The sequence below is a fragment of the Rivihabitans pingtungensis genome (assembly GCF_003201855.1).
In the GTDB taxonomy this organism is placed as follows: Bacteria; Pseudomonadota; Gammaproteobacteria; order Burkholderiales; family Aquaspirillaceae; genus Rivihabitans; species Rivihabitans pingtungensis.
Window position 1 is genome coordinate 139,358 of sequence record NZ_QJKI01000003.1, and the last position, 26,603, is coordinate 165,960.

Below are 26,603 nucleotides of genomic sequence, written 5' to 3' on the forward strand. Positions count from 1 at the left end.
AACGCCTGAGCCATGCCGGTGTTGAACGGATTGTTGTCCTCACCGACCTGGAAGACGAAGCACACCCCGACCTGGTGCGGCAGCGGGTGGCGCATCCGCGCATCCAATGCATATTTGTCGCGGTGAAAGCGCTGGAAGCCTGGTTTTTGGCCGACAGCCAGGCAATGAACGCCTGGCTGAAAATAGACGACTTTCACGAACCTCAGCCGGAAGCCACGCCAGACAAGCCCTGGGAGCGACTCAAGCAAATCGCCAGCGAGCACGGCAAACGTGGCCCTGGCGCCAGCAAAGTGGCGTTTACCCAAAAATTGCTCAAACACTGGGGGTTTTCCATCGCCCGCGCCGCTCAGCACGCCGCCTGCCCCAGCGCCAAGGAGCTGGCGGACTATTTTCGCGCTGCGGCGCTTACGCCTCCACCGTCGCTGCCTCCGCCGCCCTGAGTGGCGCTCGTTCCCCCAGCCGCAACCCCGCCGCAATCTCCCGTTCCGCATGCGCACACAGCTCAAAGCGGGTGCGTTGCTCGCCGCTGAGCGGCTGGCCGTAGTGCAGTTCAACCACTTGGCCGCGCGCCGAGGCCAGCCGCCAGATGGATTGCAAGAGGGTGGTGTCGCCGACATAGCTGGCGGCCTGGCTGAGGCTGCCGTCGGCGTTGACAAAGCGCAGCGTCACCGGCTGCACGGTGGCGCCGGCGCGGGCGGCGGCGTCGAACAGCGAAGCTTTGAATGGCAGCAGGTTGCGTCCGTCGGAGGTGGTGCCTTCCGGGAATAACCCGATGCAGTCGCCGTCCTGCATGGCCTTGGCCATGTGCTGGTTGATGCGGGCGGCGTCGCGGCGGTTGCCGCGCTCGATATAAAGCGTGCCGGCGCGGGTGACCAGGGTGCCTATCAGCGGCCAGCGGCGGATTTCGCTTTTGGCGACAAAACGGGTGAGGGTGACGCTGTTCAGGGCAAAAATATCCAGCCAGGACACGTGATTGGCCACCAGCAGGGTGTTGGCTGGGTAGAGCGTGGCGGGCGGCTGGCCGTGCACGCGCAGGTGGATGTTCAGCGTGCGCAGCAGTTTTTCTGACCAGGCGCGTTGCACGGCGTGGCGTTGCGCCGCTGGCAGGCGCTGAAAGCGGGTGAGCACCTGCCACAGCCCGCCCAGCACATGCAGGCTTAAGCGGGTGAGCCGCCACAGGCGGACGGGCAGGGCAACTGTGTGGGTGGGACGGGTCATGATGGCGTTGGGGTCAGGTTTGACAATGCGGGCAGTAAAAACTGGAGCGCTGCCCCAGGCGAGTGTGTTGCACCAAGGTTGCACAGGCATGACAGGGCAGGCCGTCACGGCCATACACGGCGTAGTGTTGCTGGAAATACCCCGGCTTGCCAATGGCGTCGGTAAAGTCGCGCAGCGTGCTGCCGCCGGCCTCGATGGCGCGCAGCAGGGTGGCGCGGATGGCCGCGGCCAGGCGTTGGCATTCTTCGCGGCTGACTTGCCCGGCGGGGCGGGTGGGGCGCACGCCAGCGGCAAACAGCGCCTCGTTGGCGTAAATATTGCCCACCCCCACCACCACATGATTGTCCATCAGCACGGTTTTGATTGGCGCGATTTTGCCCCGGCAGGCGGCAAACAACACCTCGCCGTCAAAGTCATCGGACAAGGGCTCCGGCCCCAGTTTCACCAAGAGCGGATGCAGTTCAACCGGGCCCGGGCAGTACAAGATGGCGCCAAAGCGGCGCGGGTCGCGGTAGCGCAGACAGTGCTCGCCCAGCAGCAAATCCACATGGTCGTGGCGCTCGGGCGGGGTGTCGGCCGGCAGATGACGCAGGCTGCCGGACATGCCCAGATGAATGATCAGCGTGGCGCCGTCGTCCAGCTCGATCAGCAGGTATTTGGCGCGGCGCGCCACCTGGCGCACGCGGCGGCCAGTCAGGCGCTCGGCCAGCTCGGGGTCGATTGGCCAGCGCAGGCGCGGCTGGCGCAGCACTGCGCCAGTGAAGGCGCGGCCGGTGAGCAAGGGGGCGACGCCGCGCCGGGTGGTTTCCACTTCTGGCAATTCAGGCATGTTTAAGCGGCCATGGCTAAAGTTGGGCGTGTTATTCTAACGCGAGACATCGCGCCGCTCAGCGTCAATGCCTGAGCGCGCAGCCGGCCTGGATGCGGCCCTGCCCGTCCGGGCGTCCTTAAATGGTCAGCCCTACGCGAAATCATTCATGAATATCCGCCTTACCGCCACGGCTGCGCTGCTGGCATCCGTGCTGTCGGCCTGCGCCGTGACTTCGGCGCCGCCGACCCCCGTGGCCCAGGCGCCGGCCCCCGCGCCGGAGGCCGCCTATCCCAAGCTTGCGCTGAGCAATGATATTTTGTTTGGCGTGCTGGCCAGCGAAATTGCCGCCCAACGCGGCGCGGCCGCCGCATCAGCGCCTACCGTGCTGGCGCTGGCGCAACGCACCCGCGACCCACGCCTGGCGCGCCGCGCCGCCGAATTTGCCCTGACCGCCAACCGGCTGGACGAGGCCATCCGCGCGCTCAAGCTCTGGCAAGAGCTGGAGCCCGCCTCGGACAACGCCCAATACCAGCTGATTGCCGCGCTGCTGCGCGCCGGCCGGCTGAGCGAAGCCACGCCGGGCGTACAAGCGCAACTGGCCGCCCGCCCGCAGGAAGCCCCGCAGGTGTTCATGCATCTGGCTGGACTCTTGTCGCGGCAACCAGACAAAGCTGGCGCCTACGCCATGATGAAAACCCTGCTGGCGCCGTATCCCAGCGTGGCCGAGGGCCATTTTGCCCTGATGATCACCGCTCAGGAAGCCGGTGACGACGCCATGGCGCAAGCCGAGATGGCCACCCTGGCCACCCTGGCCCCAGCCTGGGATTATCCAGTGGGCTGGCAAGTCGAGCGTCTGCGGCAACCCTCGCCCGAGGCTGCACTGAGCCTGCTGGAGCGCGAACTGGCTCGCCGGCCGCAAGCCGGGCTGGAACTGCGGCTGAGCTATCCGCGCCTGCTGGTGATGGTCAAACGCTACGACGCCGCCCGCGACGCCTTTGTGCAACTGAGCAACAAATACCCCCATCAGCCCGAAGTGGCCTACGCCATCGGCGTATTGTCTTACGAGCTGAAAGACTACGAAGAAGCCGAACGCTCGCTGCGCGACGCGCTGGCGCTGGGCTACCGCGAGCCGGATTTTGTACGCTTCACCCTGGGCCAGATGGCGGAAGAGCGCAAACTGCCGCAAGAAGCCGTCAACTGGTACGAAGCCATCACCAGCGGCCCGCAACTGCCGCAGGCACAAAGCCGGCTGGCGGTGCTGGAAGCCGAAGATGGCAAGCTGGACGCCGCGCTGGCCCGGCTGGAGCGCCTGGCCGACATGCAAAACACCCCGCGCCCGGCGCGCGTGTTGGCGCAAGCGCAACTGGCGCGCAATGCCGAGCAACCCGACCGCGCGCTGGCCATCCTCAGCGCCGCCCTGGCCAAGGATGGCAATGTCGCCGAATGGCGCTACGAGCGCGCCCTGCTGCTGGACGACCGCGAACGGGTGGCCGAGGCCGAGCGCGATCTGCGCGCCTACCTCAAGCTCAAACCCAAGAGCGCGCAAGGGCTGAACGCACTGGGCTATATCCTGGCCAACCGCACCAGCCGCATCCGCGAGGCGCGCGAGCTGGTCAGCCGCGCGCTGAAGCTGGACCCGGACAACCCGATGATTCTGGACAGCATGGGCTGGGTGGAATACCGCTCCGGCAAGCTGGAAGCCGCGCTGCGCTATCTGCAACGCGCTCACCACCTGATGCCCGACCCGGAAATCGCCGCCCACCTGGGTGAGGTGCTGTGGAAGATGGGCCGCGAAGCCGAAGCCCGTGAACTGTGGGCACGCAGCCTGGAAGCCAACCCGGATAGCGACATCATCCGGCGCACCCAGCAGCGCTTTATCCCGTGAACGCCACACGACACTGGAGCGGCTGCATCGCCCTGCTGGGCGCGCTGACCCTGCCTGGCTGCGCCTGGCTCAGCCCACCGCCCGCACCAAGCGGTGCGGTGCAAGCGCTGCCGGCCAGTTGGGCAGTAGCCGGCCGGCTGGGCGTGAAAGCCGCTGGCAAGGGCAGCTACGCCAATTTTGACTGGAAGCGCCAGGGCGGCGTGGACACCTTTGACATCACCACCCCGCTGGGGCAAACCGTGGCGCGGCTCAGCCGCGACGCCAGCGGCGTGCGCCTGACCGCGCGTGGCGAAACCCACCAGGCCGACAACGCCGAGCAGCTCACCCAGTCTTTGCTGGGCTGGGCCTTGCCGCTGGACAATCTGCCCTATTGGCTGGCTGGCCTGCCCGCCCCCGGCCAGGCCAGCGCGCCCAGCGTGGATGGCTTTGAACAACAGGGCTGGCGCATTGAGCTGGCGGATTTTCAGGACACGCCATTTGGCCGCCGTCCTGGCCGCGTGCAGCTGAGCCGGCCTGATCTGGAACTTCGTTTTGCGATGCACCAATGGCACTGATCACCCCGTTTCAGGCGTTTCCTGCGCCGGCCAAGCTTAACCTCACGCTGGCCATCACCGGCCGCCGCGCCGATGGCTACCATCTGCTGGAAAGCGTGTTTCGCTTTATCGACCTGATGGACACCGTCGAGCTGGCGGTGCGCGACGATGGCGACATCGTGCTGGACAACCCCATTCCCGGCGTGCCAGCCGACAGCGATCTGACCGTGCGCGCCGCCCGCGCGCTGCAAGCCGCCAGCGGCGCCACGCTGGGCGCCTCGATTCGCCTGCACAAGCGCATCCCGATGGGCGGCGGCCTGGGCGGCGGCAGCTCGGACGCCGCCACCGTGCTGCTGGCGCTGAACCAACTGTGGAACACCCAGCTGCCCCGGCAAACCCTGCAAGACATCGGCGTGAAACTGGGCGCCGACGTGCCGGTATTTGTGTTTGGCCGCCCGGCCTTCGCCACCGGCATTGGCGACGAACTCACCGAGTGCGCGGTGCCCGACGCCTGGTATGTGGTGTTGCATCCGGGCGTCAGCGTGCCCACCGCGAAAATTTTTTCGCATCAAGGCTTGACACGTAATTCGACCCCTAGCATAATGCGTGCTCTCCAAACGACGCAGCGCAAGAACGATATGCAAAGCGTGGTTTGCCAGATGTTTCCTGAGGTGGCGCAGTGCCTGGCAAAAGCCAGCGAATACGGCGAACCACTGATGACCGGGTCGGGAGCGTGTGTGTTTCTCGAGTTCGATAAGGAAGCTCAGGCCGGAGCCGTTTTCCAGTCGCTGTCGAGCAGTTATACGGCGTTCATCGCCAAAGGGTTGCAGCATCACCCACTGTACGACGGCCGGTAAGAGTTACTGGGGAGTCGCCAAGTGGTAAGGCATCGGATTTTGATTCCGACATTCGTAGGTTCGATCCCTACCTCCCCAGCCAAATTTCCACATTAAGTGGCAGCAAAAGCGTGTAAGTTAGCCTACTTACACGCTTTTTGTTTATTTTTAGTCAGGTAGCGGAATATGGCCTCCTACGATAGCTTGATGGTTTTCACCGGGACTGCTAACCCGGAACTCGCCCAGAACGTGGTCAAACACCTGGACATTTCGCTGGGGCGCGCCGACGTCAACCGCTTCAGCGATGGTGAAGTGGCCATCGAGCTGCTGGAAAACGTCCGTGGCCGCGATGTCTTCGTGCTGCAATCCACCTGTCAGCCGACCAACGACAACCTGATGGAAGTGCTGACCATGGTGGACGCGCTCAAGCGCGCCTCCGCCGGCCGCATCACCGCCGCCATTCCCTACTTTGGCTACGCCCGCCAGGACCGCCGCCCGCGCTCGGCCCGTGTGCCGATTTCTGCCAAGCTGGTGGCCAATATGCTGACCTCGGCCGGCGTGGACCGCCTGCTGACCGTTGACCTGCACGCCGACCAGATTCAGGGCTTTTTCGATATCCCGGTGGACAACGTCTACGCCACCCCGGTGCTGCTGCGTGAAATCCAGACGCAACGCTACGAAGACCTCGTGGTGGTCAGCCCGGACATCGGCGGCGTGGTGCGCGCCCGCGCCATGGCCAAGGCGCTCAACTGCGACCTGGCCATCATCGACAAGCGCCGTCCCAAGGCCAACGTCGCCGAAGTGATGAACATCATCGGCGAAATCGAAGGCAAAACCTGTCTGATCGTCGATGACATGATCGACACCGCCAACACCCTGTGCAAGGCCGCGCAAGCGCTCAAGCAAAAGGGCGCCGCCCGCGTGGTGGCCTACGCCACCCACCCGGTGCTCTCTGGCCAGGCCGCCGACCGCATCGGCGCCTCGGTGCTGGACGAAGTCGTGGTCACCGACACCATTCCGCTGCGCGCCGACTCGGCCGCCCAGCCCAAGATTCGCGTGGTGTCCATCGCCGAGCTGATTGGCGAAACCCTGCGCCGCATCAACAACGAGGAATCGGTCAGCTACCTGTTTGTTGACCGCTGAATTGCTGAATCTCCCGCCAGACTGCTGGCGGATTACCCGGCGAAGCTGGTCGCGGCTTCGCCACACACATCCTGTTTGGAGTTACCAATGACTATCGAAGTGATTGCCCAGAAGCGCGTTGTCGAGGGTACGGGTGCGAGCCGCCGCCTGCGTCGCGCTGGCAAAGTGCCTGGCGTGGTGTACGGCGCCGGCCAAGAAGCTGTGTCCATCGAACTGGACCACAACAGCCTGTTCTACGCCATGAAAGACGAAGCTTTCCACGGCGCCGTGCTGAGCCTGAACCTGGACGGCGAAACCGTGTCCGTGCTGCTGCGCGACAACCAAATGCACCCGTGGAAGCCGCAAGTGCTGCACGTTGACTTCCAGCGCATCAACGCCGCCGAGAAGATCACCGCCCGCGTCGCCCTGCACTTCAAGAATGCCGACATCAGCCCGGCCGTGAAGCTGAACGGCAAGAAGGTCAGCCACATCGCCAACAGCGTGAACGTGCGCGCCCTGCCGGCCGACCTGCCGGCCTTCATCGAAGTGGACCTGAGCAACCTGCAAGCCGGTCAGTCCATCCACTTGTCCGACCTGGTCCTGCCGGCTAACGCCGAGCTGGCCGATCTGGCTCGCGGCCGCGATCTGGCTGTGGCCCAGTCTTCCTGATTCCCGAACCGGAATCCGGACGTCAAAACGGCTCGTTGCCTGGCAGCGGGCCGTTTTTGTCGTCCGGCCTTTGTTTTTCTGGATGAACCATGGCTTCTATCCGCCTGATTGTCGGCCTGGGCAACCCCGGCCCCGACTACGCCGCCACCCGCCACAACGCCGGCTTTTGGCTGGTTGACCTGCTGGCCCGCCAGCACAGCGCCACCCTGCGCGCCGAAGGCAAGTTTTTCAGCCTGTACGCCCGCGCTGGCGAGATGCACCTGCTGGAGCCGCAAACCTTCATGAACGCCAGCGGCAAGGCTGTGGCGGCAGTGGCGCGCTTTTACAAAATCCAGCCCGACGAAATCCTGGTTGTGCACGATGAGCTCGACCTGCCGCCCGGCGCCGCCAAACTCAAGCAAGGCGGCGGCCATGGCGGTCATAATGGCCTGCGCGACATCATCGCCGCGCTGGGCGTGCAGGATTTCTGGCGGCTGCGGCTGGGCATCGGCCACCCCGGCAATAAAGCCGAAGTGGTGAATTTTGTGCTCAAGCCGCCGCGCAAGGAAGAACAAGACGCCATCGACCGCGCCATCGACTGCGCGCTGGACGTCATGCCCGCCGTGCTGGCCGGCAATATGCCCGAAGCCATGAAAGACCTGCACACCCGCGCCAAATAGCCTGCGCCCGAATCCACAAGGACACCACCATGAGCCTCAAATGCGGTATCGTCGGTTTGCCCAATGTCGGCAAATCCACCCTGTTCAACGCCCTGACCAAGGCCGGCATTGAAGCCGCCAATTATCCCTTCTGCACCATCGAGCCCAATGTCGGCATCGTGGAAGTGCCCGACCCGCGTCTGGCCGAGCTGTGCAAAATCGTCAACCCGCAACGCGTGCAACCGGCCATCGTCGAATTTGTCGACATCGCCGGCCTGGTGGCGGGCGCCAGCAAGGGCGAAGGCCTGGGCAACCAATTTCTGGCCAACATCCGCGAAACCGACGCCATCGTCAACGTGGTGCGCTGTTTTGACGACGACAATATCGTCCACGTGGCCGGCAAGGTAGACCCCATCGCCGATATCGAAACCATCGGCACCGAACTGGCGCTGGCCGACCTGACCACCGTGGAAAAAGCCATCCAGCGCGACGGCAAAAAAGCCAAGAGCGGCGACAAAGACGCCATCAAGCTGGTGGCCCTGTTGGAAAAAATCCGCGCCCACCTCGACCAAGGCCAGCCGGCGCGCAGCATGGGCCTGGACGACGAGCAGCAAACGCTGATCAAGCCTTTCTGCCTGCTGACCATCAAGCCGGCCATGTACGTGGCCAACGTCGCCGAAGACGGTTTCAGCAACAACCCCTTCCTGGACCGCCTGACAGAATTCGCCAGCAAAGAAAACGCCCCGGTGGTGGCCGTCTGCGCCGCCATCGAAAGCGAAATCGCCGACCTGGATGACGCCGACAAGCAAGAGTTTCTCGACAGCCTGGGCCTGGAAGAACCCGGCCTGAACCGCCTGATTCGCGCCGGCTACGAGCTCTTGGGCCTGCAAACCTACTTCACCGCTGGCGTGAAAGAAGTCCGCGCCTGGACCATCCACAAAGGCGACACCGCCCCGCAAGCCGCCGGCGTGATCCACACCGACTTCGAACGCGGCTTTATCCGCGCGCAAACCATCGCCTTTGCCGACTTCATCGCCTGCGGCGGCGAAGCCAAGGCCAAAGAAGCCGGTAAAATGCGCTCGGAAGGCAAGGAGTATGTGGTGCAAGACGGCGATGTGATGAATTTCTTGTTTAATGTGTGATTCGAGCAAGCCATTTCAGGCGATTGCATCTGCTTGCATGCACATCACCAAAAGCGACGCAAAGCCCCGTAGATACGGGGCTTTTTCATTTCAGCTCGTTGCATGCAACGACACTTTATGGCGATGCGCAAGTGAATACGGGCGTGTATATGGATCTTGCGCCGGACTGATGAAGGTGTATACGATGAAGCCCTAAGGACGAACAGGAGACCTTCACGATGCTGACAGACGCCCAGTGCCGAGCCGCCAAGCCTAGAGAAGGCATCTACCGCCTCAATGACTACAAGGGGCTGTACCTAGAAATCAAACCCAACGGCATCAAGGCTTGGCGCTATCGCTTCAAGCTCAATGACAAGGCCTCGTGGTTCGCACTTGGCGACTACCCCAGCGTGACGCTCGGCGAAGCCAGAGAGAAGTGCGAGGCGGCGCGGAAGCTGGTCAAGGAGGGCATCAATCCCGTCCAGAACCGCCAGATCGAACGCATCAAGCGCGAGCAAGACGCAGCGAACACATTCGAGGCCATCGCCAAGGAGTGGCTGGGCCTGAAGGACTGGGAAGAAGTAACCAAGAAGCGCAGACTCGACATGCTGGAGCGCGTGGTCTTCCCATCGATTGGCAAGCTGCCGGTGCGTCAGATCACCCCAGCCCACGTTCTCGACATTCTCAACAAGACGGTCAAGCGCGGCGCACCCACGGTAGCAGCTGAAGCCAAGCGCACCATGTCTGGCGTCTTCGAGCATGCGGTAGCCACCCTGCGGGCGGACACTGACCCCGTTTGGCCGGTTCGCAAAGCGCTGCCGCCCAACAAGACGCAACACAAGCGCGCCCTCAGCGCGGAGGAGGTCGGCCAGCTGCTGAACGACTTTGATGGACATGGCGGCAACTTCCAGACCATCAAGGCGTTCCAGCTGATGTGGCTGACGCTCAGTCGCCCGAATGAATCCGTCCAAGCAGAGTGGGCCGAGTTCGACCTTGAGAAGGCGCTTTGGACCATTCCTGCGCGTCGTATGAAGGCGCGGCGAGAGCACGTCGTTCCGCTACCGACTCAGGCGGTCGAACTTCTCAAAGCCATGCATCCGATCACGGGACATACGAAGTTCGTTTTCCCGAACCGCGACGACCGCCAGCGCCCAATGGCTGACGCGGCCTTGCGGCAGGCGCTCAAGAAGCTAGGCTGGGCAACCAAGTACAGCCCGCATGGCACGCGCACGACGGGCAGCACCCGGCTCAATGAACTGGGTTATCGACCCGATGCCATTGAAGCCCAGCTTGCACATGCGGAGCCGAATAGTGTTCGGCGCACATACAACCACGCCACCTACCTGGACGAGCGACGAGTCATGATGCAAGACTGGGCAGATAAGCTGGACGGGTGGAAGACCCACGCACGGAAGGATGCCAACTAGCGCTCAGCGCTGCTTCATGATCGCCAGGAGACGGTGAGAGTTTTCGCTCAGCAGAGTTGCCGCTTCCTGGGTGGAGACACCCCATGCTTGTCCAAGGTGCCAGGCGGTGAGGTCAGCGCTCCAGGGCGGAACTGGCTTGTCATCGATCCGTGCAAATGGGCCGTCACTTTCGGGAACAACAAAGTGCCGCGGTAGCTTTGCCGCCAAAGCCCGGCCACTACTCGATGCAAATGCGGCTGGCCCGATGCTGAACCAGCAGCCTCGCTCTTCCGCAGCTCGCAGCTCCTTTACCGTCCCTGTGAACCAGTGCATTACTGCGGTCCCAAATCCGGCATGTCGATCCAAAATAGCCAATACGTCATTCACAGCTTGGCGTGAATGAATGCTGAGCACACGACCGCCCAGTGCCGAGCTACGTTCAATGATGGCCTCAAATAGGCCGCACTGAACATCGTAGCTCTTGCGGTAGCGAGACGAGCCATCAAGGCCGACTTCGCCAATGGCTGAGACATCGCCCATTTGCGTCAACAGAAGGTCAAGCTCGCCAGCACGCTCGTGCGCAATCTCTGGATGAAGTCCTGGGGTGACAAGTACATTCGCTGCGCCCGTGAGCACACGCGCAGTCGCAACAAAGGCCTTTGGGCTGGTAGTCACCAGCCATGTGAATTCATTCTTCTGCGCAGCTTCCTTGAATACCTCGCGAGCGTTCGGATAGAGGTCAAGGTGGCAGTGGAAATCCATCACAGTACGCCATCCCTCTGTAGCAAGACTTCAAGCTCATTCAGCCCATTAGCAAGTACGCTCCTGTATGCCAACCTAACAGCGGGCTCGGCAAATGCCAGAGAGGCCCCCAAGAACCGGTCCAAGCCTTTCTGCCGGGCCGTGAGTACGGCAAGGGCTGCAGCCATCGCGTCATCAGGTCCACTAGCCTTGTTCGCATCGGCCAACGAGCGGTGTACGTACTCGGTTGTATCGCGGGCAGGGTCCCAGGCGATAAATGCGGCTTTGCGAATCATGCAAGGAACACACCGGCCGCAGTGCTTTCGGTTGTAGGTGCGAAAACGGCCGCAACTCGTGGAGTCCGCCGCCAACTGCTGAAGCAGAGGCTGGTTGAGACACTCGTTGAGCATCTGGCCCTTGGTTTTGAACTGATAGGGAAGTTCAAGCCGAACAGGCACATCCAATCCGTCCAGCACACTCTGCAACATTGCGATGAACTGCGGGTGCGTGGTCCGGGTGCTCAAACTAGAGACGCGTCCTGGCACCAAAGGCGGATTGATGCAAATGAATCCATTTTCTGGAACAAACACCTGGACAGGATCACTGGCAACCCGCGAGGCAGCCAGCACCGCGAACGCGTAAAAGGCCAGAGACCGAGCGCGCGTTGAAGTCTCACGTTGGCCGCTAAAGCTGATGCCATGACTCCACTGCCAGTGAGACCCCACACCACCAAGCTGCGCTGCGTAATTCCTCTGACGCTGAGAGTCCTCATGTGCCAGCTGCGACACAAACATCGGGCGGCGACCTTGTGCAACAAGGTCTATCCCCCCGATGAGGCTATCGAGGCCGCCTGATAGCAGGGATACGCAGTCGTGCGCAGTCGCGACGGGCCTGCCATCCGGTGGCGCTGCACCGCCAGCTACGAAATGGAGCTTCCAGTAGTCGCCAGTGAGAACCTTGAGAAGTGCTTCAAGTTGTTCTTGGAAAGGCAGCCAGCGCAGTGGCTCATGCAGGCCGACAGTGAGCTCAATCACGCGCGTCCAGCCATCCGCACTCGTGCTTCGAAGACAGGCCAAGTCGGCGGCGCAAACTGCTAGGCAGAACTGAACGAAGTCCCAGACCTGAGCGCTCGGTGCGAACCCGCGCCGCTTCAACGAACCTCGCCATCCTTTCGCGATGGTGCCAACCCCAGGGCGTCGGGCGCTCTTGAAGTAGGTAAATGCGAGTTCTCCAGCATCGAGGCGCGCAGGCAAGAAGTCAGGTGTTGTACATAGAACTTTCATTCGACAAATACCTCAAGGGTTGAGGCCAAGACTTCACTGGCAAGTCGTTGATGGTCAATGCCGCGTGGTCCTTGTCGGTCAAGAACCACCTTGACTTGCGCGTTGACATATTCCTTGATGTCGTTCCGATACAGCTGGATTTGCCGGGCGTCGAACTTAAGCTTCTCGTATGTTTGACCCAGTTGCAGGTCAACGCGATTACATAGGTCGTTGGCGACGATGTAGCCGATGAGGTCGCCGATTTGTGCATCTGTCAGATTGAAGATGTCGACTTCAGGGGCTACCTCGTACAGCTGACCAAGCGCTTCTGCCGCAGCGTTCCGAATGGATTCTTCGTCGACACTTCCTGTGTTCGGAAGAACTTCTTTGACCACCTCCAGGACGAGGTCGTTTGCTGAAAGGTTCTGGGCGCGAACCCGCTGGACCCAGTCGACAACTCGTGGATCCGTGGCATCCCGTGCGGACGCAAGAAATTGCCCCAGTTGGCCGGCACCCTGAGCCGTCGCTCTCATGGTGGCCGCTGCTCGTCGCGGGCCGCCCATTCCCTTGCTGACCATGCTCTTGGTCGCACTGCGCAGAGCTTCGCGCCCCCCGCCACCAAGGAATGCTGACATACCAGAACGGGCTGGAGCAAAGCGGCGGTCAGGCGCTAGCGCAGGTCCGGTCACATCACCTTCTTCACCGCCAGCCGCGTCCCCCTGCCCGTCAGCGTTGGCGTCGTTGGCATCAGCCGGAGGAGGGCCTTCGCCATCACCAGGCGCAGGGCTGTCTCCGCCATTGCCGCCCTCGGGCGGCGAGAGCCACTCAGGATCAAAGGGGGAGCGGGAGCCGCCACCTTTGCTTGATGTTGACGTTCCCATCAGCGCGCTCCTTTCCTGGCTTGTTCAATGGCTTGCTTGACCGGTCTGGAAGCATCGCCGGAGGCATGCCACTGATCGAGCACAGGACGAGCCCACGTCTGCTCATACAGGAGAGGGACGAGCCCTGGGCCGACCTCCTTGATGGGCGCCTGGGCCAGCAAAGCGGCGGCCTTTGCACCAAGGTCAGGAAAGATCTTGGAGATTTCCAGCAATGACACAACGTCTTCGGTTTGCCGCCAGTTTCGCTTTGGTGACTTCAGCTGCCACACCTTGGCCATTACAGCGTCAGCCTGACTCACTCCAGCTGCTCGAATTGCCTGTGTCAGCGGCTCATTTGCGCTGGTCGCCACCATCAGCGCATCCCGCAAGGCACGGCCTTCGGTCGTCAAACTGTCGTCACCGAAGTCCCGCATCGCGGAGTCCCTGCTCAGGTGGAGCAATGGGCGCAAGTCCATTTCGCCAAGTGCAGGCTCCAGCCCAAGCCATTCCTTATGGAAAAACTCATCCTTGAATGGCTCAGGTAAGCCCCCCCCCTCTCGGGCAGACTGCTCAGCCACTCGAATGGCATCGACGCGCCCTTCCGTCGCGGAAGTGACTCGGCCTGCCAGCGCGTTTGCCAAGGCTTCGTCGCAGCGCTCCAAGAGGTGCCATTTGGCCAAGGCCTTAAGGTCCAATTCAATCCCCTGAGGCTTGGCTAGGGCTGACCGGAGAAAGACTGTGTTGAGGAACCGCTTCATCAGGCGCGGATTCGCGTTTACCTTGCTCGAACTCGTGAGCAGCGGTGCCAACCCCTCGGCCAATTCCATCAGCTCGACCAAGTGAGCGTTCTGAGGATTGATGAGGGCCTTCAAAAATTCCAGCGTCACCGCATCACCGCGCCAACTGGTCTTGAGGCGTTCAGCGACGGCCTGAACCGCGCGAGTGAACTGACCATCGACGAACTGGCCGTCAGCAACGGCCCGCTCCAGCAGCAACAACGCGAGGTAGGCCTTTGCCTCGTTCACCCCTAGCCTTGGCACATGCAGCGGGACCTGGATAAGCTTGTCGAAGTAGTTCGTCGCAACCTCATCGCTGATGCCTGTCCCCGCAAAGTGCACTCGTACAGCGCCTCGAATGAACTCGTTGTCGGCAGCAACAACAAACGCGCTGCGCTTCAGGAACAGCAGCAGGCGAATGGACTCCAGTGTCGAAATGGCCGTCTGCGGGAGACAGCGGTCAAGGTCGTCCACGAACACAACAAGGGTGATCTTCAGCTCTTCCAGAAGCTCCTCAAGCGCATCTCGAAATGCCTGAATCTCACCTGGCAGAGAGACCGGCTCGGCAGGCTTCAGTAGGCCCCAATCCTCATCCTTCTCGGCCTTGTCGTCAGCGGCCTCTCCCTGCTCGTCGCCAAAGCCAAACTTTGCGAGCGTGCGTCCAATCAAGCCAATAGGGATGCCAGTGGCGATCGTTGCTGCCGCCTCGCCCCCGAGTTGAACGATTCGCAGCAGATTGATGCGTTGAAGAAGCCTTTTGGCTTTCTTCAACAGCCCCTCGTCGGCGGAAGCTCGGCGCAACACTTCATCACCGACCATTTGAAGAAGAGCACTACGTGCGCCTTCGAAGTCCTGGTAAAGCCAAGGATTGAAGGTGACCACCACGTACGTATTCTTGTTGGGGTCTGCGTCGACGTTCAGCCGTGCCGCGACCATGCGTACCAATGAGGACTTTCCGACGCCCCAGCCGCCCGATACGCCAATCGAAATGGGTTGTCCGTTCGCCTGCTGCAGAAGCTTTGCGCAGGCATCCGCAACAACGCCGAAATTCAAGTAGTCCGTGGTGGTTTCGTTGTCATGCCACATGTGCTCCCCCTGAGAATCGTGTGCTTATAGTTGCCCACCAACACCCTTGAACTTCTCAATAAAAGCCGCGATCTTCTGGAAGACTGCCTGCTTCTTAGTCAGGTATTTCGGGTTCAATGGGCTCATCTTGGGCAAAACAGCATTAAGCTCTGTGCCATTCTCGCTGGCGAACTCCCGCTTAAGCGAAGTGATGATGTAACGTTTGGCGGCTTCGGTATTAAGCCCCTCGGTGCTAATCAACTCCTGCGCTTCGCGCTGCTGCTCTGCTTGGGCAAAGGTGAAGAACGCATCAATCACACTGGCCTTGTCACCGATCTGGTTCAGATCCGTCTGATTGATAAAATCCACCAGCAAGCCCTCTTTGGCCCGGTTACCCAAGCTGGCCCGGATCACTCGCCGCACTTCCTCCACCAGCGCCGACTTGCTCTTGATCTTCTTGTTATGCTCAAAGATCAGTTCCAGGATGTAGTCTAGGTTGATTTCCTGCGATTTAAGCAAGTCCACCTCAAAAACCACATCATCCCAGTCGATGGTGGATTTTTCCTTCTCAGCACCGGCCTTTTCACGGCGCAACCAGTCGCGCACATCGTTGTAGGTCGAGCGGTAATCCTGAATCTTTCGCTCGGGCGGAAGCGTGATGGCTTGCAGTGCGGCCAGATCATCATCGTTCAGATAGTGTTTGGCCTTGAATGCCTCGACTGCCGCCACGTCGCCCATATCAATGCCTTGCGCCTCCTTCAGGCAGGCGAATTCGTCATAGTTTTGCAGCACGTTTTCCACGCGCAAATACTCACCAAACAGCTTGGCAAAGGCTTTTTTGTCGGCTTCTTTCTCAATGGCGGCAGGGTCGGGAAAGCGCGTCTCCAGCTCTGCCACCACATCCATGAAGCCCCGCCGCGCCTCACCAGTGACAGCATCGGTAAAGCCCTCCATGTACTCCGTGTAGCTCTTCTCCAGCACCACGTTCTTGGTGTTCTTGTCACCAAACAAGGTGATGGCGTCAATCGTTGCCTGCTCCAGGTCGCGGAAGGTGACGATATTGCCGAAGGTCTTGGTGGCGTCAAAGATGCGGTTGGTGCGCGAATACGCCTGCATCAGCCCGTGGAAACGCAGGTTCTTGTCCACAAACAGCGTATTCAGCGTGGGGGCATCAAAACCGGTGAGGAACATGCCCACCACGATCAGCAAGTCCACCTGCTCATCGATAGGAAGTTTTTTACCAGTATCGTCGGCGCCCTTCACGCGTTTAGCCAGATCGCGGTAATAGTTCTCGAAGGTTTTGCTGTCCACGCTGAAGTTGGTCTTGAACAGCGCGTTGTAGTCAGCAATCGCCGCACTCAAGAACTCCTTGGCGCTGCTGTTCATGGCCGACACATCAAAGCTCTCGTCCTGAATGTCGCCAATCGCATCCTGCTCTTCGTTGGCGGCGAAGGAGAAGATGGTGGCCACCTTCAGCGGTTTGTCGCAGCTCTTTTGCAGATCCCTGAAGCTCTCGTAATACAGCTTGGCTGCATCCACACTGCTGACCGCAAACATGGCATTGAACCCTTTATTGCCCGCATGAAGGCGGTGGGTCTTTTGCCGGAAATTGTTCAAGATGTATTGGGTAATCTCGCGGATGCGCTCAGGGTGCAGCAGGGCTTGCTTGTTTTCCGCCGCGCTCAGTTTTTTCTCATCCTGCTCGGTTTCGAGGGCCTTGAACTGTGGGCGCACATCGTTGTAATCCACCTTGAACTTCAGCACCTTCTCGTCTCGAATCGCATCGGTAATCACATACGAATGCAACTCACGGCCAAACACGCTGGCAGTGGTGTCAGCCCCCAAGGCGTTATCCGGGAAGATTGGCGTGCCGGTAAAGCCAAACTGGCAGAATTTCTTGAACTTTTTCTTCAGGTTTTTCTGCGCTTCGCCAAACTGGCTGCGGTGGCACTCATCAAAAATGAACACCACTTGCTTGCCGTAGATAGGCAAGTCCGCCTCGCTTTTCATCAGATTGTTGAGCTTCTGGATGGTGGTAACGATAATCTTGTTGTCATCCTTGTCCAGATTGCGTTTCAGGCCCGCCGTACTGTCTGAGCCATTGACACTGTCCGGCGAAAAGCGTTGGTATTCCTTCATGGTCTGGTAATCCAGATCCTTGCGGTCTACCACAAAAAACACTTTTTCGATGAATTCCAGCTCTGTGGCCAGACGCGCCGCCTTGAAGCTGGTCAGCGTCTTGCCCGAGCCCGTGGTGTGCCAGATGAAGCCTCCGCTTTCGGTGTTGCTCCAGTTCTTGGCCTGATGGCTGCTTTTGATCTTCCACAAAATGCGTTCTGTCGCGGCAATCTGGTACGGGCGCATCACCAACAGCGTATTGCTGACATCAAACACCGAGTAGTGCAGCAGCACATTCAGCAGCGTGTGCTTCTGGAAGAAAGTGGCCGTGAAATCCTTCAGGTCTTTGATCAGAGTGTTATCCGACCTTGCCCAATTCATGGTGAAGTCGAAACTATTTTTGTTGCGCTGGGTGGTGTTGGCAAAGTAGCGGCTATCGGTGCCGTTGGAAATCACAAACAATTGCAGATACTTGAACAAAGAGTGCTCGCTATTAAAGCTTTCCTTGCTGTAGCGGTGTACCTGATTGAAGGCCTCACGAATCGCCATGCCGCGCTTTTTCAGCTCTACCTGCACCAGCGGCAGGCCATTGACCAAAATGGTCACATCATAGCGGTTGGCATGTGAGCCGGTCTGTTCAAACTGATTGATCACCTGCACTTTGTTGCAGGCGATGTTTTTCTTGTCCAATAAATAAATGTTTTTAATGCTCCCATCATCAAAAACAAAATCATGCACATGGTCATCGTGAATCTTGCGGGTTTTCTCAACGATGCCATCACTGGGCTTATCTAACCACGTTTCTACAAAGCGCTGCCACTCGCTATCAGTGAATTGCTGGCTATTGAGTGCTTGCAGTTGTATGCGCACATTTTTAAGCAAATCACCAGGTGTATGCAGATCAGACAAGTACTCATACCCTTGATTCTGCAAATCCTGAATAAACTCATACTCCAGATGGCCTTCGCTCTGATAGCTCTCAGCGGTCTTCCATTCAGGCTTGTATTGATCCAAAATAATAAAGCTATTGGATTCGGCAATGGTTTTATAGTCGCTCATTGTTCAGCGCCCTTCTTTTTCAGCAGTTTTTTTACTTCACGATCAAAATCAGACTCAATGCGTTGCTGCTTGTTGAATTTTTCATATTCAGCAGAAGCCTTCAGCTCAGCCTGCTTTCGGCTGACTGTTCCGAACCCTTCCAGTATCCGGTATTCATTGAAGGACAGAAACTTGTCTACGCTTTCAGCAAAACTTTCCATGGTGAAAGTATTGCGCCGCTCGATAATGCCTTCGATATAATCAAAAAATGCCGAGACGGCCCGTTCAAGCCTCTTGATTTCCTCTGCACTCAAGTAATTCTTGGCCACCAGAGAATCAGATTTCAGTACTCGCCCATCCGGCGCATTTTTATAGGTGCTCATGCCCATCAAGGGCTTGCTGGCGTCAGCCTTCAGCGAGATGATTTCTGCCGCTGTATGGCCAGTAATTGCATAATGAAACTTGTCTTGCACATGAGCATAAAACAGGCGAGTGGTTTCCGACTTCGAGTCGTAATCGATACTACACTCGGCAAAAATATCGGTAATCTGCTGATAAATCCGCCGTTCGCTGGCGCGGATGGAGCGCACCCGCTCCAGTAACTCGCGGAAATAATCTTTGCCAAAGAAGCGGCCATTTTTCAGGCGATCATCATCCATGGCGAAGCCCTTGATGATGTACTCTTTAATCAGCTGGGTGGCCCAAATACGAAACTGGGTGGCCTGCGCCGAATTCACCCGGTAGCCCACCGAAATCACCGCATCCAGGTTGTAGTACTCCAATTTGCGTGTAACCTGACGCGCCCCCTCTTGCTGAACTGTTTCCAGAATGGAAACAGTTGCCTCACGATGCAATTCGCCTGATTGGTAAATATTCTCAAGGTGTTTGGAAATTGCCGCGACGCCCACCCCAAACAACTCCGCCATGCGCTTCTGGGTCAACCAGATGCTTTCATTGCTGAGCAATACCTCTACCTTGATGGCGCCATTGGGGGCGGTATAGAGCAAGAATTCTGTCGTTTGATTGTGCAAAGTCATTGGGTGGGTGGACATTATTTCCCTCGTGTATCGTGCCAGCCTGGGATGCGCATCCCCCTGGGCATTCGCCCCATAGGCGGTGGGGCAAGTGCACAATGCGGTCGGCAACTCCCGCCGGCATGCTTATTTACTATCGATGCGCAGTGATGACAGCGGTCATCTCGCCCATGCCTTATGGCTTGGTTTTCTGCCAAAAACCATAGTTTTTTTTCAAATGATCCAGCAGCAGCTTGACCGTGGCTTTCTCTGCTGGCGTGGGCTCTGCAACGGCCTCATTGGACAGCGTGCTGTGGCTGGTGAATTGGATAATTCTGTTCAGATACAGCTGCCGGTCATCAGGCAAAAGCTCAGACCACTTGGGGTAGCCCAAAAAACTGGCCGTTTTTTCGTAGAGGTTGCGCAGCAAGGTAAAGTGATATCGTTCAACCTTGTTGTCCGCAATTGCCTGCTCGATGGTTTGCTTCAGATGCAGGTGATAGGAAAAGCTCTGGTTGGAATCGCCATGTTTTTCCGTCAGCGCGAAACCACCATCTTCAAAACGCTCCAGCAAGTAGCAAGTCTTGTTGCCTAACTCATTAAATAACACGTTGTAGAACAGCGGGCTGTGCGTGGTGACGATGAACTTCAGCTCGGATTGACTGGATTTAATCAAACTGGCCAGATTCACCGCCAGCTCAATCAGGTGATTTTCATCCAGCGAGCTGACGGGGTCATCCACAAAGACATAGCTCAGATTGTTGAAGACATCGGTGGAGCGCTCAGCCGCTTCAGCGATGTTCAGTTCGGCAATCACCTGCTCCAGCAATGCATTGAAAACACTCCAGATGAAGTTGCTTTCTTCACCTTTGGAGATTTTGATATATGGTTCTGGCTGATTGTTTCCGCGCGTGAACGAAAAGCTGACCGATGAGAAATCCGCGCTGAAATGCGGCGTCAACTTGTCGCTGGTGTAGCGCTGAAAAGTGGTGGTGATGCTTTGGTCCTGGCCTTGTTCCTCCAACACCCATGTGGTGAAAGCATTGGGTTGAATCTTCAGTGTTGGATTGGCCCCTCGCCCCAAGTCGTTGTCCCAGTAAAACAAGTCTTCGGTAAAGGCACTGTAATAAAGAATTTTTTTGTCGGCCAACTCCGATGATGGCACATCATCACCTTCTGGCTTGGGGTCAATTTCCTGTTTGAATGCCCGCGACAGGCGTGTCTTACCCGTGCCATTGAAGGCATAAATTAACTGCACCTTTTTGTTGGCCGCTTTCAGCTGCTGCGCGATTTCAGTCAGCGTCTTGCTCATTTCACACCTCTACAACGCCTGGCTTGGGAAAATTCAGCAGCAGATCACGGTAATACTCGTATTGCTTCTGGCGCAGCTCGATTTCGCGTGGCAAGCCTTCGGTGAGGGAGTTGGCGAGGGCATCGAATTTGTCGAGGATGGCGACGATTCGAGCTTGCTCATTTAGAGGAGGAACCGGCACCCGGAAAGCGAATAATTTTTTGCTGTCGATGGAAGCAACCGAACCACCAGTTTTTCTAGCCATTCGCAAAATATCACCCCCTCTAGATCGAATAACATGCGCAATGTATCCGGCTAAAATGCCATCCTGCACAATAACCGCCTTCATATCTTGATTCAATGATGCAGGCACGGAAATTAACGCACTAGGCAAAAATTTATCCAAAATACTTGAGCGAACCACAAGAGCGATAGCATTAGCCGGCATGAGTTTTGTTGAAGATTTTCTAATTGCATCCTCAGTAATATAGTCTTCACTAGAGTCAATGATTGGCCGCCCCATATCTTTGGGCGAGATCCATGGAATTGTGCCATTCTCCCAGTATTCTGGATGGTTTTTCGATGGAGTTCCTCCTCCGTACCAAATGCCGATTTCGCCCAACGCCTTCCATTCCACTTCCTCATCTTCAAAACTCAACAACTGATCACGATAGTAGTTGTATTGTTTTTTTCGAGCGGTCAGCTCGGCGGTCAGCTCGGCGGTCAGCTCGGCGGTCAGCTCGGCGAAGGAGTCAAGGAAGCGTACGATTTCATCTTGCACTTCGAATGGAGGGACAGGGATTTTCAGCTCATTCAAGACGGATTGAGTTTGGCTAGGCACGCCGCCCGCTTGATTCATTTCCCCAAGGCCAGCCGTTGTTAAAAAGTAGTACAGAAATTTGGGGAGAATCTGCGCTTCGTCAATCTCTGTATAGAAGATGGTGTCAACATTCCAGAATGGCACATCGACGAAAAATAGATTGCCAAGGGAACCTTTCCTTGGAATCAAGACTGAAGGTTTGTTGTAGGTATAGGTATCAGCATATCGCATGATTCCACCAGAGCCGTAAACCGGAAATTCGCCATCACCAAGCGCTTTGTGATCCTTGCCATTTTTGATACGCACAATGTCGCCAAGGCGTTTGAACGTAACGCCGTCTGGGCAGTATTCAGCAATAAGGTCATTAAAGCTACTCATACTGCTTCCTCCCTTCCCTCAATCTCTGCCACGATGGCGTCAATGTCTTTGCGTAGCTGATCAATCCTGGCCACGGTGGTTTTCAACTCGGCATTCAGCTGGGCAATATCCACTGCCTCGCGATTGTCCTTGGCTTCCACATAGCTGCTGACCGACAGGTTGTAGTCGTTGGCCACCACCTGCTCAAACGGGATGGACAGGGCAAAGTGATCGACATTTTCCTTGCTGTCGAACACCGCCATGATCTGCTCGATGTGCGCGTCCAGCAGCACATTGTTATTGGTTTCTTTTTTGAACAGCCCGCTGGCGTCGATAAACTGGGTGGCGGTGTCGGTCTTGTGTTTGGACAGCACCAGAATGTTCACAGCGATGGTGGTGCCAAAAAACAGATTGGGCGCGAGCGAAATCACGCTCTCCACATAGTTGTTATCCACCAGATATTGGCGAATTTTCTGCTCGGCGCCGCCCCGGTAAAAAATGCCAGGAAAGCAGACGATGGCTGCACGGCCTTTGGCAGACAGGTAGTTCAGCGCGTGCAGCACAAAGGCAAAGTCGGCCTTGGATTTGGGGGCAAGCACGCCAGCCGGGGCAAAACGCTCGTCGTTGATCAGCGTGGGGTCGTCGCTGCCGATCCATTTCACCGAATACGGCGGGTTGGAGACGATGGCGTCAAACGGGCGCTCGTCGGCAAAGTGCGGGGCTTCCAGGGTATTGCCCAGCTGAATATTGAACTTATCGTAGTTGACGTTGTGCAAGAACATATTCATCCGCGCCAGGTTATACGTGGTGTGGTTGATTTCTTGCCCAAAGAAGCCGTCTTCGATCAAGTGTTGATCAAAGTGCTTTTTGGCTTGCAGCAGCAACGAGCCCGAGCCGCAGGCCGGGTCATAAATCTTGTTGACGCGGGTTTGCTTGTGCATGGCCAATTGGGCAATCAGCTTGGACACATGCTGCGGGGTGAAAAATTCACCGCCGGATTTGCCGGCGTTGGCGGCATAGTTGGAGATAAGAAACTCATAGGCATCGCCAAACAGGTCGATATGGCTGGTGTCGAAGTTGCCAAAGTCGAGCTCTGCCACGCCTTTGAGCACGGCGGCCAGCCGGGCATTTTTGTCTTTAACAGTGTGGCCCAGGCGGTTGCTGGTGGTGTCGAAGTCAGCAAACAGGCCCTTGATGTCCTGCTCAGAAGGATAGCCGATGGCAGAGGCTTCAATCGCTTTGAAGATATTGGCCAGATCGGTATTCAGGCTTTCGTTGGTGTTGGCCTTGGCCACCACATTGACGAATAGCTGACTGGGGTAGATAAAGTAGCCCTTGGTCTTGATGGCGTCGTCTCTGGCGGCAGCGATGTTTTTGTCATTATCAGCCATGGCAGCGTAATCGACATCGGGGTCGCCACCGGTAATGTAATCAATAAAGTTTTCGCTGATGAAGCGATAAAACAGTGCACCCAGCACATATTGCTTGAAATCCCAGCCATCGACGGCGCCGCGAACATCGTTGGCAATCTGCCAGATTCGGCGTTGCAGTTCGGCGCGTTGTTGGATGCTTGTCATTGTTAAAATCCAGTGTTGATTCGTTAACTCCGGCCCAGGCGTGATGCTTGAGCCGGAGGCGCAGCGTGTTGCGGCAATAGGGGGGCGTTCTATCCCCCAGCTGTTTTTGCCTTGGTGGAATACGAGGCTCTTTTCAAGTCGTGATGTGTACAGGCAAGCGGCCACGCCGCTTGCCATCCATCAGATAGCCAACCGCCAGCCCTTACACCGCCAAAATCTCCGCCAACGCCGCCAACAACACATCCGTCTGTTGTTCCGTGCCCACAGTGATGCGCAAAAACTGGTCAATGCGCGGGTGTTTGAAGTGGCGCACGATGATGGCGCGTTCGCGCAGGGCGGCGGCCAGTTGGGCGGCGTCGTGTTGCGGGTGGCGGGCAAACACAAAGTTGGCGGCGGAGGGCAGCACGGCAAAGCCCAGTTGTGCCAGGCCGGCGTTCAGGCGTTCGCGGGTGGCGATCACTGCCTGGCGGGTGTGCTCAAAGTGAGCGTTGTCGTTCATCGCGGCGGTGGCGCCGGCCAGGGCCAGGCGGTCGAGCGGGTAGGAGTTAAAGCTGTTTTTCACCCGCTCCAGCGCGTCGATCAAGTCGGGGTGGCCGACAGCAAAGCCCACGCGCAGGCCGGCCAGCGAGCGGGATTTGGACAGGGTTTGCGTCACCAGCAGGTTAGGGTGCTGGTCGATCAGGCGGATGGCGCTGTCGCCGCCAAAGTCGATATAGGCTTCGTCCACCACCACCACACGATCGGGGTTGTGGCGAGCGATGGCGGCCACGGCGTCCAGCGGCAGCAGGCGGCCGGTGGGGGCGTTGGGGTTGGGGAAGATCACCCCGCCATTGGGGCCGTGGTAATCGTCCGGATTGATGGCAAAGTCGGCGTCCAGCGGCACTTCGCGGTATTCCACGCCGTACAGGCCGCAGTACACCGGATAAAAGCTGTAGGTGATGTCCGGAAACAGAATCGGCTCGTCGTGCTTGAGCAGGGCCAGAAACACATGGGCCAGCACTTCGTCCGAGCCATTGCCGACAAACACTTGCTGGGTGGTCACGCCATAGTGGGCGGCCACGGCCAGTTTCAGGCTGTCGCCATTGGGGTCGGGGTACAGGCGCAGATGGTCGCTGGTTTCGGCGGCAATAGCTTGCAGCGCCTTGGGCGAGGGGCCGTAGGGGTTTTCGTTGGTGTTGAGTTTGACCAGATCGGGCAGCTTGGGCTGCTCGCCGGGCACGTAGGGGGTCAGGCCGTGGACGACGGCGCTCCAGTATTGGCTCATGGTCGGGTTCCTGGCTGGCGGGGCGAGTGTTGCAATCCCCGTGAAATGATTTCCGGTGAAATGGTATCATGGCAGGGCTGTGCGGCGCGGCCTCAGGTCTGGATCAGACTGGCGCGCTGCGCCGGTTTGCCTTGTTTATCTAGTGATGGATCCCATGCGTCAGGCTGATATTACCCGCAACACCCTGGAAACCCAGATCACCGTGTCGATCAACCTGGACGGCGACGGTCACGGCACCTTCGCCACTGGCGTGCCGTTTCTGGAGCATATGCTCGACCAGATTTGCCGCCATGGCCTGATCGACCTGAATATTCAGGCGGTGGGCGATTTGCATATCGACGCGCACCACACCGTGGAAGACATCGGCATCACCCTGGGCCAGGCCTTCGCCAAGGCAATTGGCGACAAAAAGGGCATTCGCCGCTATGGCCACGCCTATGTGCCGCTGGACGAGGCGCTGTCGCGGGTGGTGATTGACCTCTCCGGCCGCCCTGGCCTGGTGTACAACATTGATTTCACCCGCGCGGCGATTGGCCAGTTTGACGTGGATTTGTTCTCGGAATTCTTCCATGGCTTTGTCAATCACGCGATGGTGACGCTGCATATCGACAATCTGCGCGGCGTGAACGCCCATCATCAGGCCGAAACGGTGTTCAAGGCCTTTGGCCGCGCGCTGCGCATGGCCGTTGAGCCAGACCCGCGCATGGCCGGCGTCACCCCGTCCACCAAAGGAACCCTCACCGCATGAGCGCCGCCAAACCGACAATCGCCGTGGTGGACTACGGCATGGGCAATCTGCGCTCGGTGACCAAGGCGCTGGAGCATGTGGCCGACGGCCGCGCCCACATCACGCTGACCGCGCAACCCGAGGTGGTCCGCGCCGCTGACAAGGTGGTGTTTCCCGGCCAGGGCGCGATGAAGGATTGCATGGCCGGCCTGCTGGAATCCGGCCTGAAAGACGCCGTGCTGGAAGCCGCCGCCAACAAGCCGTTTTTTGGCGTGTGCGTGGGCGCGCAACTGCTGCTGGACCACAGCGAAGAAGGCGACACGCCGGCGCTGGGGCTATACGCCGGCCAGGTCAAGCGCTTTCCGGATGGGCTGAGCGACGCCGCTGGCGCGCGCCTGAAGGTGCCGCATATGGGCTGGAACGAAGTCTGGCAGACCGCCCGCCACCCGCTGTTTGCCGGCGTGGCCGACGGCAGCCGCTTTTATTTTGTGCATAGCTACTACATGGCGCCGGCCGATGCCGCGCTGTCACTGGGCTATGCTGAGTATCCTTTCGCATTTTCCGCCGTCATTGGTCGTGATAATGTGTTCGCCACGCAGTTTCACCCCGAAAAAAGCGCGGCCGCCGGCTTGAAGTTGCTGGAAAACTTCATTGCCTGGGATGGCCAGCGATAACCCCGAAGACCCAAAAGCCCGAGATACATCATGCTGCTGATTCCCGCGATTGATCTGAAAGACGGCCAGTGTGTGCGCCTGAAACAAGGCGTTATGGACGATGCGACCGTGTTTTCTGATGACCCGGTCAAGGTTGCCGCCCACTGGCGCGACCAGGGCGCGCGTCGCCTGCATCTGGTTGATCTGAACGGCGCCTTTGCCGGCAAGCCGAAAAACCTCGCGGTGATCCGCGACATCCTCGCCGAAGTCGGCGATGACATGCCGGTGCAGCTGGGTGGCGGCATCCGCGACCTGGACACCATCGAGAAATACCTCGATATGGGCCTGCAATACGTCATCATCGGCACGGCTGCGGTGAAAACCCCCGGCTTTCTGCACGACGCCTGCGATGCCTTCCCCAATCAGGTGATTGTTGGCCTGGACGCCAAAGATGGCAAAGTGGCCACCGACGGCTGGGCCAAGATCACCCACCACGACGTGATCGACCTGGCCCGCCGTTTTCAGGATTACGGCGTGGTGTCGGTGATTTACACCGACATCGGCCGCGACGGCATGATGAGCGGCGTGAACATCGACGCCACCGTCAAGCTGGCGCAGGCGCTGACCATTCCGGTGATCGCCTCGGGCGGCCTGACCAACCTCGACGATGTGCGCGCGCTGTGCGGCGTTGAGCACGAAGGCATCGAGGGCGCCATCACCGGCCGCGCCATTTACGAGGGCAGCATCAACTTCCGCGAGGCGCAGGACCTGGCCGACGCGCTGGGCCAATAAGCCCGGACTG

General features: G+C 58.7%; 24 protein-coding genes and 1 tRNA gene. 13 read left to right on the plus strand and 12 right to left on the minus strand.

Going from position 1 to position 26,603, the window contains the following annotated elements; all coding sequences use genetic code 11:
• Nucleotides 1-74 precede the first annotated feature (74 nt).
• Nucleotides 75-440, plus strand: a complete 366-nt coding sequence (locus DFR34_RS03750; protein ID WP_506344871.1) for a hypothetical protein — start codon at nt 75-77, stop codon at nt 438-440.
• Here DFR34_RS03750 and DFR34_RS03755 read toward each other — a convergent pair.
• Together DFR34_RS03755 and mutM are read right to left on the minus strand one after the other, a co-directional pair.
• Nucleotides 406-1,218: a lysophospholipid acyltransferase family protein gene (locus tag DFR34_RS03755; RefSeq protein ID WP_110389820.1), complete on the minus strand. Its 813-nt coding sequence runs from the start codon at nt 1,216-1,218 to the stop codon at nt 406-408. The two genes, DFR34_RS03750 and DFR34_RS03755, sit on opposite strands and share 35 nt — an antisense overlap.
• 13 nt (nt 1,219-1,231) lie before the next feature.
• Nucleotides 1,232-2,047, minus strand: coding sequence for a bifunctional DNA-formamidopyrimidine glycosylase/DNA-(apurinic or apyrimidinic site) lyase (mutM, locus tag DFR34_RS03760; protein ID WP_110389821.1), 816 nt, complete (start codon nt 2,045-2,047; stop codon nt 1,232-1,234).
• A gap of 148 nt (nt 2,048-2,195) precedes the next feature.
• Here mutM and DFR34_RS03765 point away from each other — a divergent pair, with 148 nt between their 5' ends.
• From DFR34_RS03765 to DFR34_RS03805, 9 genes are all read left to right on the plus strand, one after another.
• A complete protein-coding gene (locus DFR34_RS03765) occupies nt 2,196-3,914 on the plus strand; it encodes a tetratricopeptide repeat protein (RefSeq protein ID WP_158281729.1) in 1,719 nt (572 codons plus the stop codon).
• Complete coding sequence (gene lolB, locus DFR34_RS03770) at nt 3,911-4,468, plus strand: lipoprotein insertase outer membrane protein LolB (RefSeq protein ID WP_110389823.1); 558 nt, start codon at nt 3,911-3,913, stop codon at nt 4,466-4,468. The genes DFR34_RS03765 and lolB overlap by 4 nt, the downstream gene beginning before the upstream one ends.
• Nucleotides 4,459-5,304, plus strand: coding sequence for a 4-(cytidine 5'-diphospho)-2-C-methyl-D-erythritol kinase (ispE, locus tag DFR34_RS03775; RefSeq protein ID WP_211309281.1), 846 nt, complete (start codon nt 4,459-4,461; stop codon nt 5,302-5,304). The genes lolB and ispE overlap by 10 nt, the downstream gene beginning before the upstream one ends.
• Nucleotides 5,305-5,311: 7 nt before the next feature.
• Nucleotides 5,312-5,386 (plus strand) — tRNA-Gln (locus DFR34_RS03780).
• An 83-nt stretch (nt 5,387-5,469) separates the two neighbouring features.
• Nucleotides 5,470-6,426: a ribose-phosphate pyrophosphokinase gene (locus DFR34_RS03785; RefSeq protein WP_110389824.1), complete on the plus strand. Its 957-nt coding sequence runs from the start codon at nt 5,470-5,472 to the stop codon at nt 6,424-6,426.
• 87 nt (nt 6,427-6,513) lie between these two features.
• The gene (locus DFR34_RS03790) at nt 6,514-7,074 is read left to right on the plus strand and encodes a 50S ribosomal protein L25/general stress protein Ctc (RefSeq protein WP_110389825.1); all 561 of its coding nucleotides are present in this window, start codon (nt 6,514-6,516) and stop codon (nt 7,072-7,074) included.
• 89 nt (nt 7,075-7,163) lie between these two features.
• A complete protein-coding gene (gene pth, locus DFR34_RS03795) occupies nt 7,164-7,733 on the plus strand; it encodes an aminoacyl-tRNA hydrolase (RefSeq protein ID WP_110389826.1) in 570 nt (189 codons plus the stop codon).
• 29 nt (nt 7,734-7,762) lie between these two features.
• On the plus strand, nt 7,763-8,854 hold the full coding sequence (ychF, locus tag DFR34_RS03800; protein WP_110389827.1) for a redox-regulated ATPase YchF: 1,092 nt from the start codon (nt 7,763-7,765) through the stop codon (nt 8,852-8,854).
• A 218-nt stretch (nt 8,855-9,072) separates the two neighbouring features.
• Nucleotides 9,073-10,260, plus strand: a complete 1,188-nt coding sequence (locus DFR34_RS03805; protein WP_110389828.1) for a tyrosine-type recombinase/integrase — start codon at nt 9,073-9,075, stop codon at nt 10,258-10,260.
• A 3-nt stretch (nt 10,261-10,263) separates the two neighbouring features.
• On the opposite strand, the gene qatD is transcribed toward DFR34_RS03805, so the two are convergent.
• From qatD to hisC, 10 genes are all read right to left on the minus strand, one after another.
• Nucleotides 10,264-11,001 carry a Qat anti-phage system TatD family nuclease QatD gene (gene qatD / locus DFR34_RS03810; RefSeq protein WP_110389829.1) on the minus strand — a complete coding sequence of 246 codons (738 nt, stop codon included), beginning with the start codon at nt 10,999-11,001 and terminating at the stop codon, nt 10,264-10,266.
• Nucleotides 11,001-12,263: a Qat anti-phage system QueC-like protein QatC gene (gene qatC, locus DFR34_RS03815; protein WP_110389830.1), complete on the minus strand. Its 1,263-nt coding sequence runs from the start codon at nt 12,261-12,263 to the stop codon at nt 11,001-11,003. The genes qatD and qatC overlap by 1 nt, the downstream gene beginning before the upstream one ends.
• On the minus strand, nt 12,260-13,123 hold the full coding sequence (locus DFR34_RS03820) for a Qat anti-phage system associated protein QatB (RefSeq protein WP_110389831.1): 864 nt from the start codon (nt 13,121-13,123) through the stop codon (nt 12,260-12,262). The genes qatC and DFR34_RS03820 overlap by 4 nt, the downstream gene beginning before the upstream one ends.
• The gene (locus DFR34_RS03825) at nt 13,123-14,964 is read right to left on the minus strand and encodes a KAP family P-loop NTPase fold protein (RefSeq protein ID WP_110389832.1); all 1,842 of its coding nucleotides are present in this window, start codon (nt 14,962-14,964) and stop codon (nt 13,123-13,125) included. Before DFR34_RS03825 ends, DFR34_RS03820 begins: the two co-directional genes overlap by 1 nt.
• A gap of 24 nt (nt 14,965-14,988) precedes the next feature.
• Nucleotides 14,989-18,120, minus strand: coding sequence for a type I restriction endonuclease subunit R (locus tag DFR34_RS03830; protein ID WP_110389833.1), 3,132 nt, complete (start codon nt 18,118-18,120; stop codon nt 14,989-14,991).
• A complete protein-coding gene (locus DFR34_RS03835; protein ID WP_110389834.1) occupies nt 18,117-19,151 on the minus strand; it encodes a virulence RhuM family protein in 1,035 nt (344 codons plus the stop codon). Before DFR34_RS03835 ends, DFR34_RS03830 begins: the two co-directional genes overlap by 4 nt.
• 157 nt (nt 19,152-19,308) lie before the next feature.
• Nucleotides 19,309-20,424, minus strand: coding sequence for an AAA family ATPase (locus DFR34_RS03840; RefSeq protein ID WP_110389835.1), 1,116 nt, complete (start codon nt 20,422-20,424; stop codon nt 19,309-19,311).
• A 1-nt stretch (nt 20,425) separates the two neighbouring features.
• The gene (locus DFR34_RS03845; RefSeq protein ID WP_110389836.1) at nt 20,426-21,601 is read right to left on the minus strand and encodes a restriction endonuclease subunit S; all 1,176 of its coding nucleotides are present in this window, start codon (nt 21,599-21,601) and stop codon (nt 20,426-20,428) included.
• Entirely contained in the window at nt 21,598-23,157 is a 1,560-nt protein-coding gene (locus DFR34_RS03850) for a type I restriction-modification system subunit M (protein ID WP_110389837.1), read from the minus strand. The genes DFR34_RS03845 and DFR34_RS03850 overlap by 4 nt, the downstream gene beginning before the upstream one ends.
• 202 nt (nt 23,158-23,359) lie before the next feature.
• Nucleotides 23,360-24,421, minus strand: a complete 1,062-nt coding sequence (gene hisC, locus DFR34_RS03855; protein ID WP_110389838.1) for a histidinol-phosphate transaminase — start codon at nt 24,419-24,421, stop codon at nt 23,360-23,362.
• Between the two features lie 154 nt (nt 24,422-24,575).
• Between hisC and hisB the strand changes: the two genes are divergently transcribed.
• The 3 genes from hisB to hisA are packed head-to-tail and all read left to right on the plus strand — an operon-like array spanning nt 24,576 to nt 26,593.
• A complete protein-coding gene (gene hisB / locus DFR34_RS03860; protein ID WP_110389926.1) occupies nt 24,576-25,169 on the plus strand; it encodes an imidazoleglycerol-phosphate dehydratase HisB in 594 nt (197 codons plus the stop codon).
• A complete protein-coding gene (gene hisH / locus DFR34_RS03865; RefSeq protein WP_110389839.1) occupies nt 25,166-25,822 on the plus strand; it encodes an imidazole glycerol phosphate synthase subunit HisH in 657 nt (218 codons plus the stop codon). The genes hisB and hisH overlap by 4 nt, the downstream gene beginning before the upstream one ends.
• A 30-nt stretch (nt 25,823-25,852) precedes the next feature.
• Entirely contained in the window at nt 25,853-26,593 is a 741-nt protein-coding gene (gene hisA / locus DFR34_RS03870) for a 1-(5-phosphoribosyl)-5-[(5-phosphoribosylamino)methylideneamino]imidazole-4-carboxamide isomerase (protein WP_110389840.1), read from the plus strand.
• Nucleotides 26,594-26,603: the final 10 nt, after the last annotated feature.

Coding starts and splice junctions, on each gene's coding strand:
- DFR34_RS03755 (WP_110389820.1), bottom strand. CDS start 1,218: ATGACCCGTCCCACCCACACAGTTGCCCTGCCCGTCCGCCTGTGGCGG.
- mutM (WP_110389821.1), bottom strand. CDS start 2,047: ATGCCTGAATTGCCAGAAGTGGAAACCACCCGGCGCGGCGTCGCCCCC.
- DFR34_RS03765 (WP_158281729.1), top strand. CDS start 2,196: ATGAATATCCGCCTTACCGCCACGGCTGCGCTGCTGGCATCCGTGCTG.
- ispE (WP_211309281.1), top strand. CDS start 4,459: ATGGCACTGATCACCCCGTTTCAGGCGTTTCCTGCGCCGGCCAAGCTT.
- DFR34_RS03785 (WP_110389824.1), top strand. CDS start 5,470: ATGGCCTCCTACGATAGCTTGATGGTTTTCACCGGGACTGCTAACCCG.
- DFR34_RS03790 (WP_110389825.1), top strand. CDS start 6,514: ATGACTATCGAAGTGATTGCCCAGAAGCGCGTTGTCGAGGGTACGGGT.
- pth (WP_110389826.1), top strand. CDS start 7,164: ATGGCTTCTATCCGCCTGATTGTCGGCCTGGGCAACCCCGGCCCCGAC.
- ychF (WP_110389827.1), top strand. CDS start 7,763: ATGAGCCTCAAATGCGGTATCGTCGGTTTGCCCAATGTCGGCAAATCC.
- DFR34_RS03805 (WP_110389828.1), top strand. CDS start 9,073: ATGCTGACAGACGCCCAGTGCCGAGCCGCCAAGCCTAGAGAAGGCATC.
- qatD (WP_110389829.1), bottom strand. CDS start 11,001: ATGGATTTCCACTGCCACCTTGACCTCTATCCGAACGCTCGCGAGGTA.
- qatC (WP_110389830.1), bottom strand. CDS start 12,263: ATGAAAGTTCTATGTACAACACCTGACTTCTTGCCTGCGCGCCTCGAT.
- DFR34_RS03820 (WP_110389831.1), bottom strand. CDS start 13,123: ATGGGAACGTCAACATCAAGCAAAGGTGGCGGCTCCCGCTCCCCCTTT.
- DFR34_RS03825 (WP_110389832.1), bottom strand. CDS start 14,964: ATGTGGCATGACAACGAAACCACCACGGACTACTTGAATTTCGGCGTT.
- DFR34_RS03830 (WP_110389833.1), bottom strand. CDS start 18,120: ATGAGCGACTATAAAACCATTGCCGAATCCAATAGCTTTATTATTTTG.
- DFR34_RS03835 (WP_110389834.1), bottom strand. CDS start 19,151: ATGTCCACCCACCCAATGACTTTGCACAATCAAACGACAGAATTCTTG.
- DFR34_RS03840 (WP_110389835.1), bottom strand. CDS start 20,424: ATGAGCAAGACGCTGACTGAAATCGCGCAGCAGCTGAAAGCGGCCAAC.
- DFR34_RS03845 (WP_110389836.1), bottom strand. CDS start 21,601: ATGAGTAGCTTTAATGACCTTATTGCTGAATACTGCCCAGACGGCGTT.
- DFR34_RS03850 (WP_110389837.1), bottom strand. CDS start 23,157: ATGACAAGCATCCAACAACGCGCCGAACTGCAACGCCGAATCTGGCAG.
- hisC (WP_110389838.1), bottom strand. CDS start 24,421: ATGAGCCAATACTGGAGCGCCGTCGTCCACGGCCTGACCCCCTACGTG.
- hisB (WP_110389926.1), top strand. CDS start 24,576: ATGCGTCAGGCTGATATTACCCGCAACACCCTGGAAACCCAGATCACC.
- hisH (WP_110389839.1), top strand. CDS start 25,166: ATGAGCGCCGCCAAACCGACAATCGCCGTGGTGGACTACGGCATGGGC.
- hisA (WP_110389840.1), top strand. CDS start 25,853: ATGCTGCTGATTCCCGCGATTGATCTGAAAGACGGCCAGTGTGTGCGC.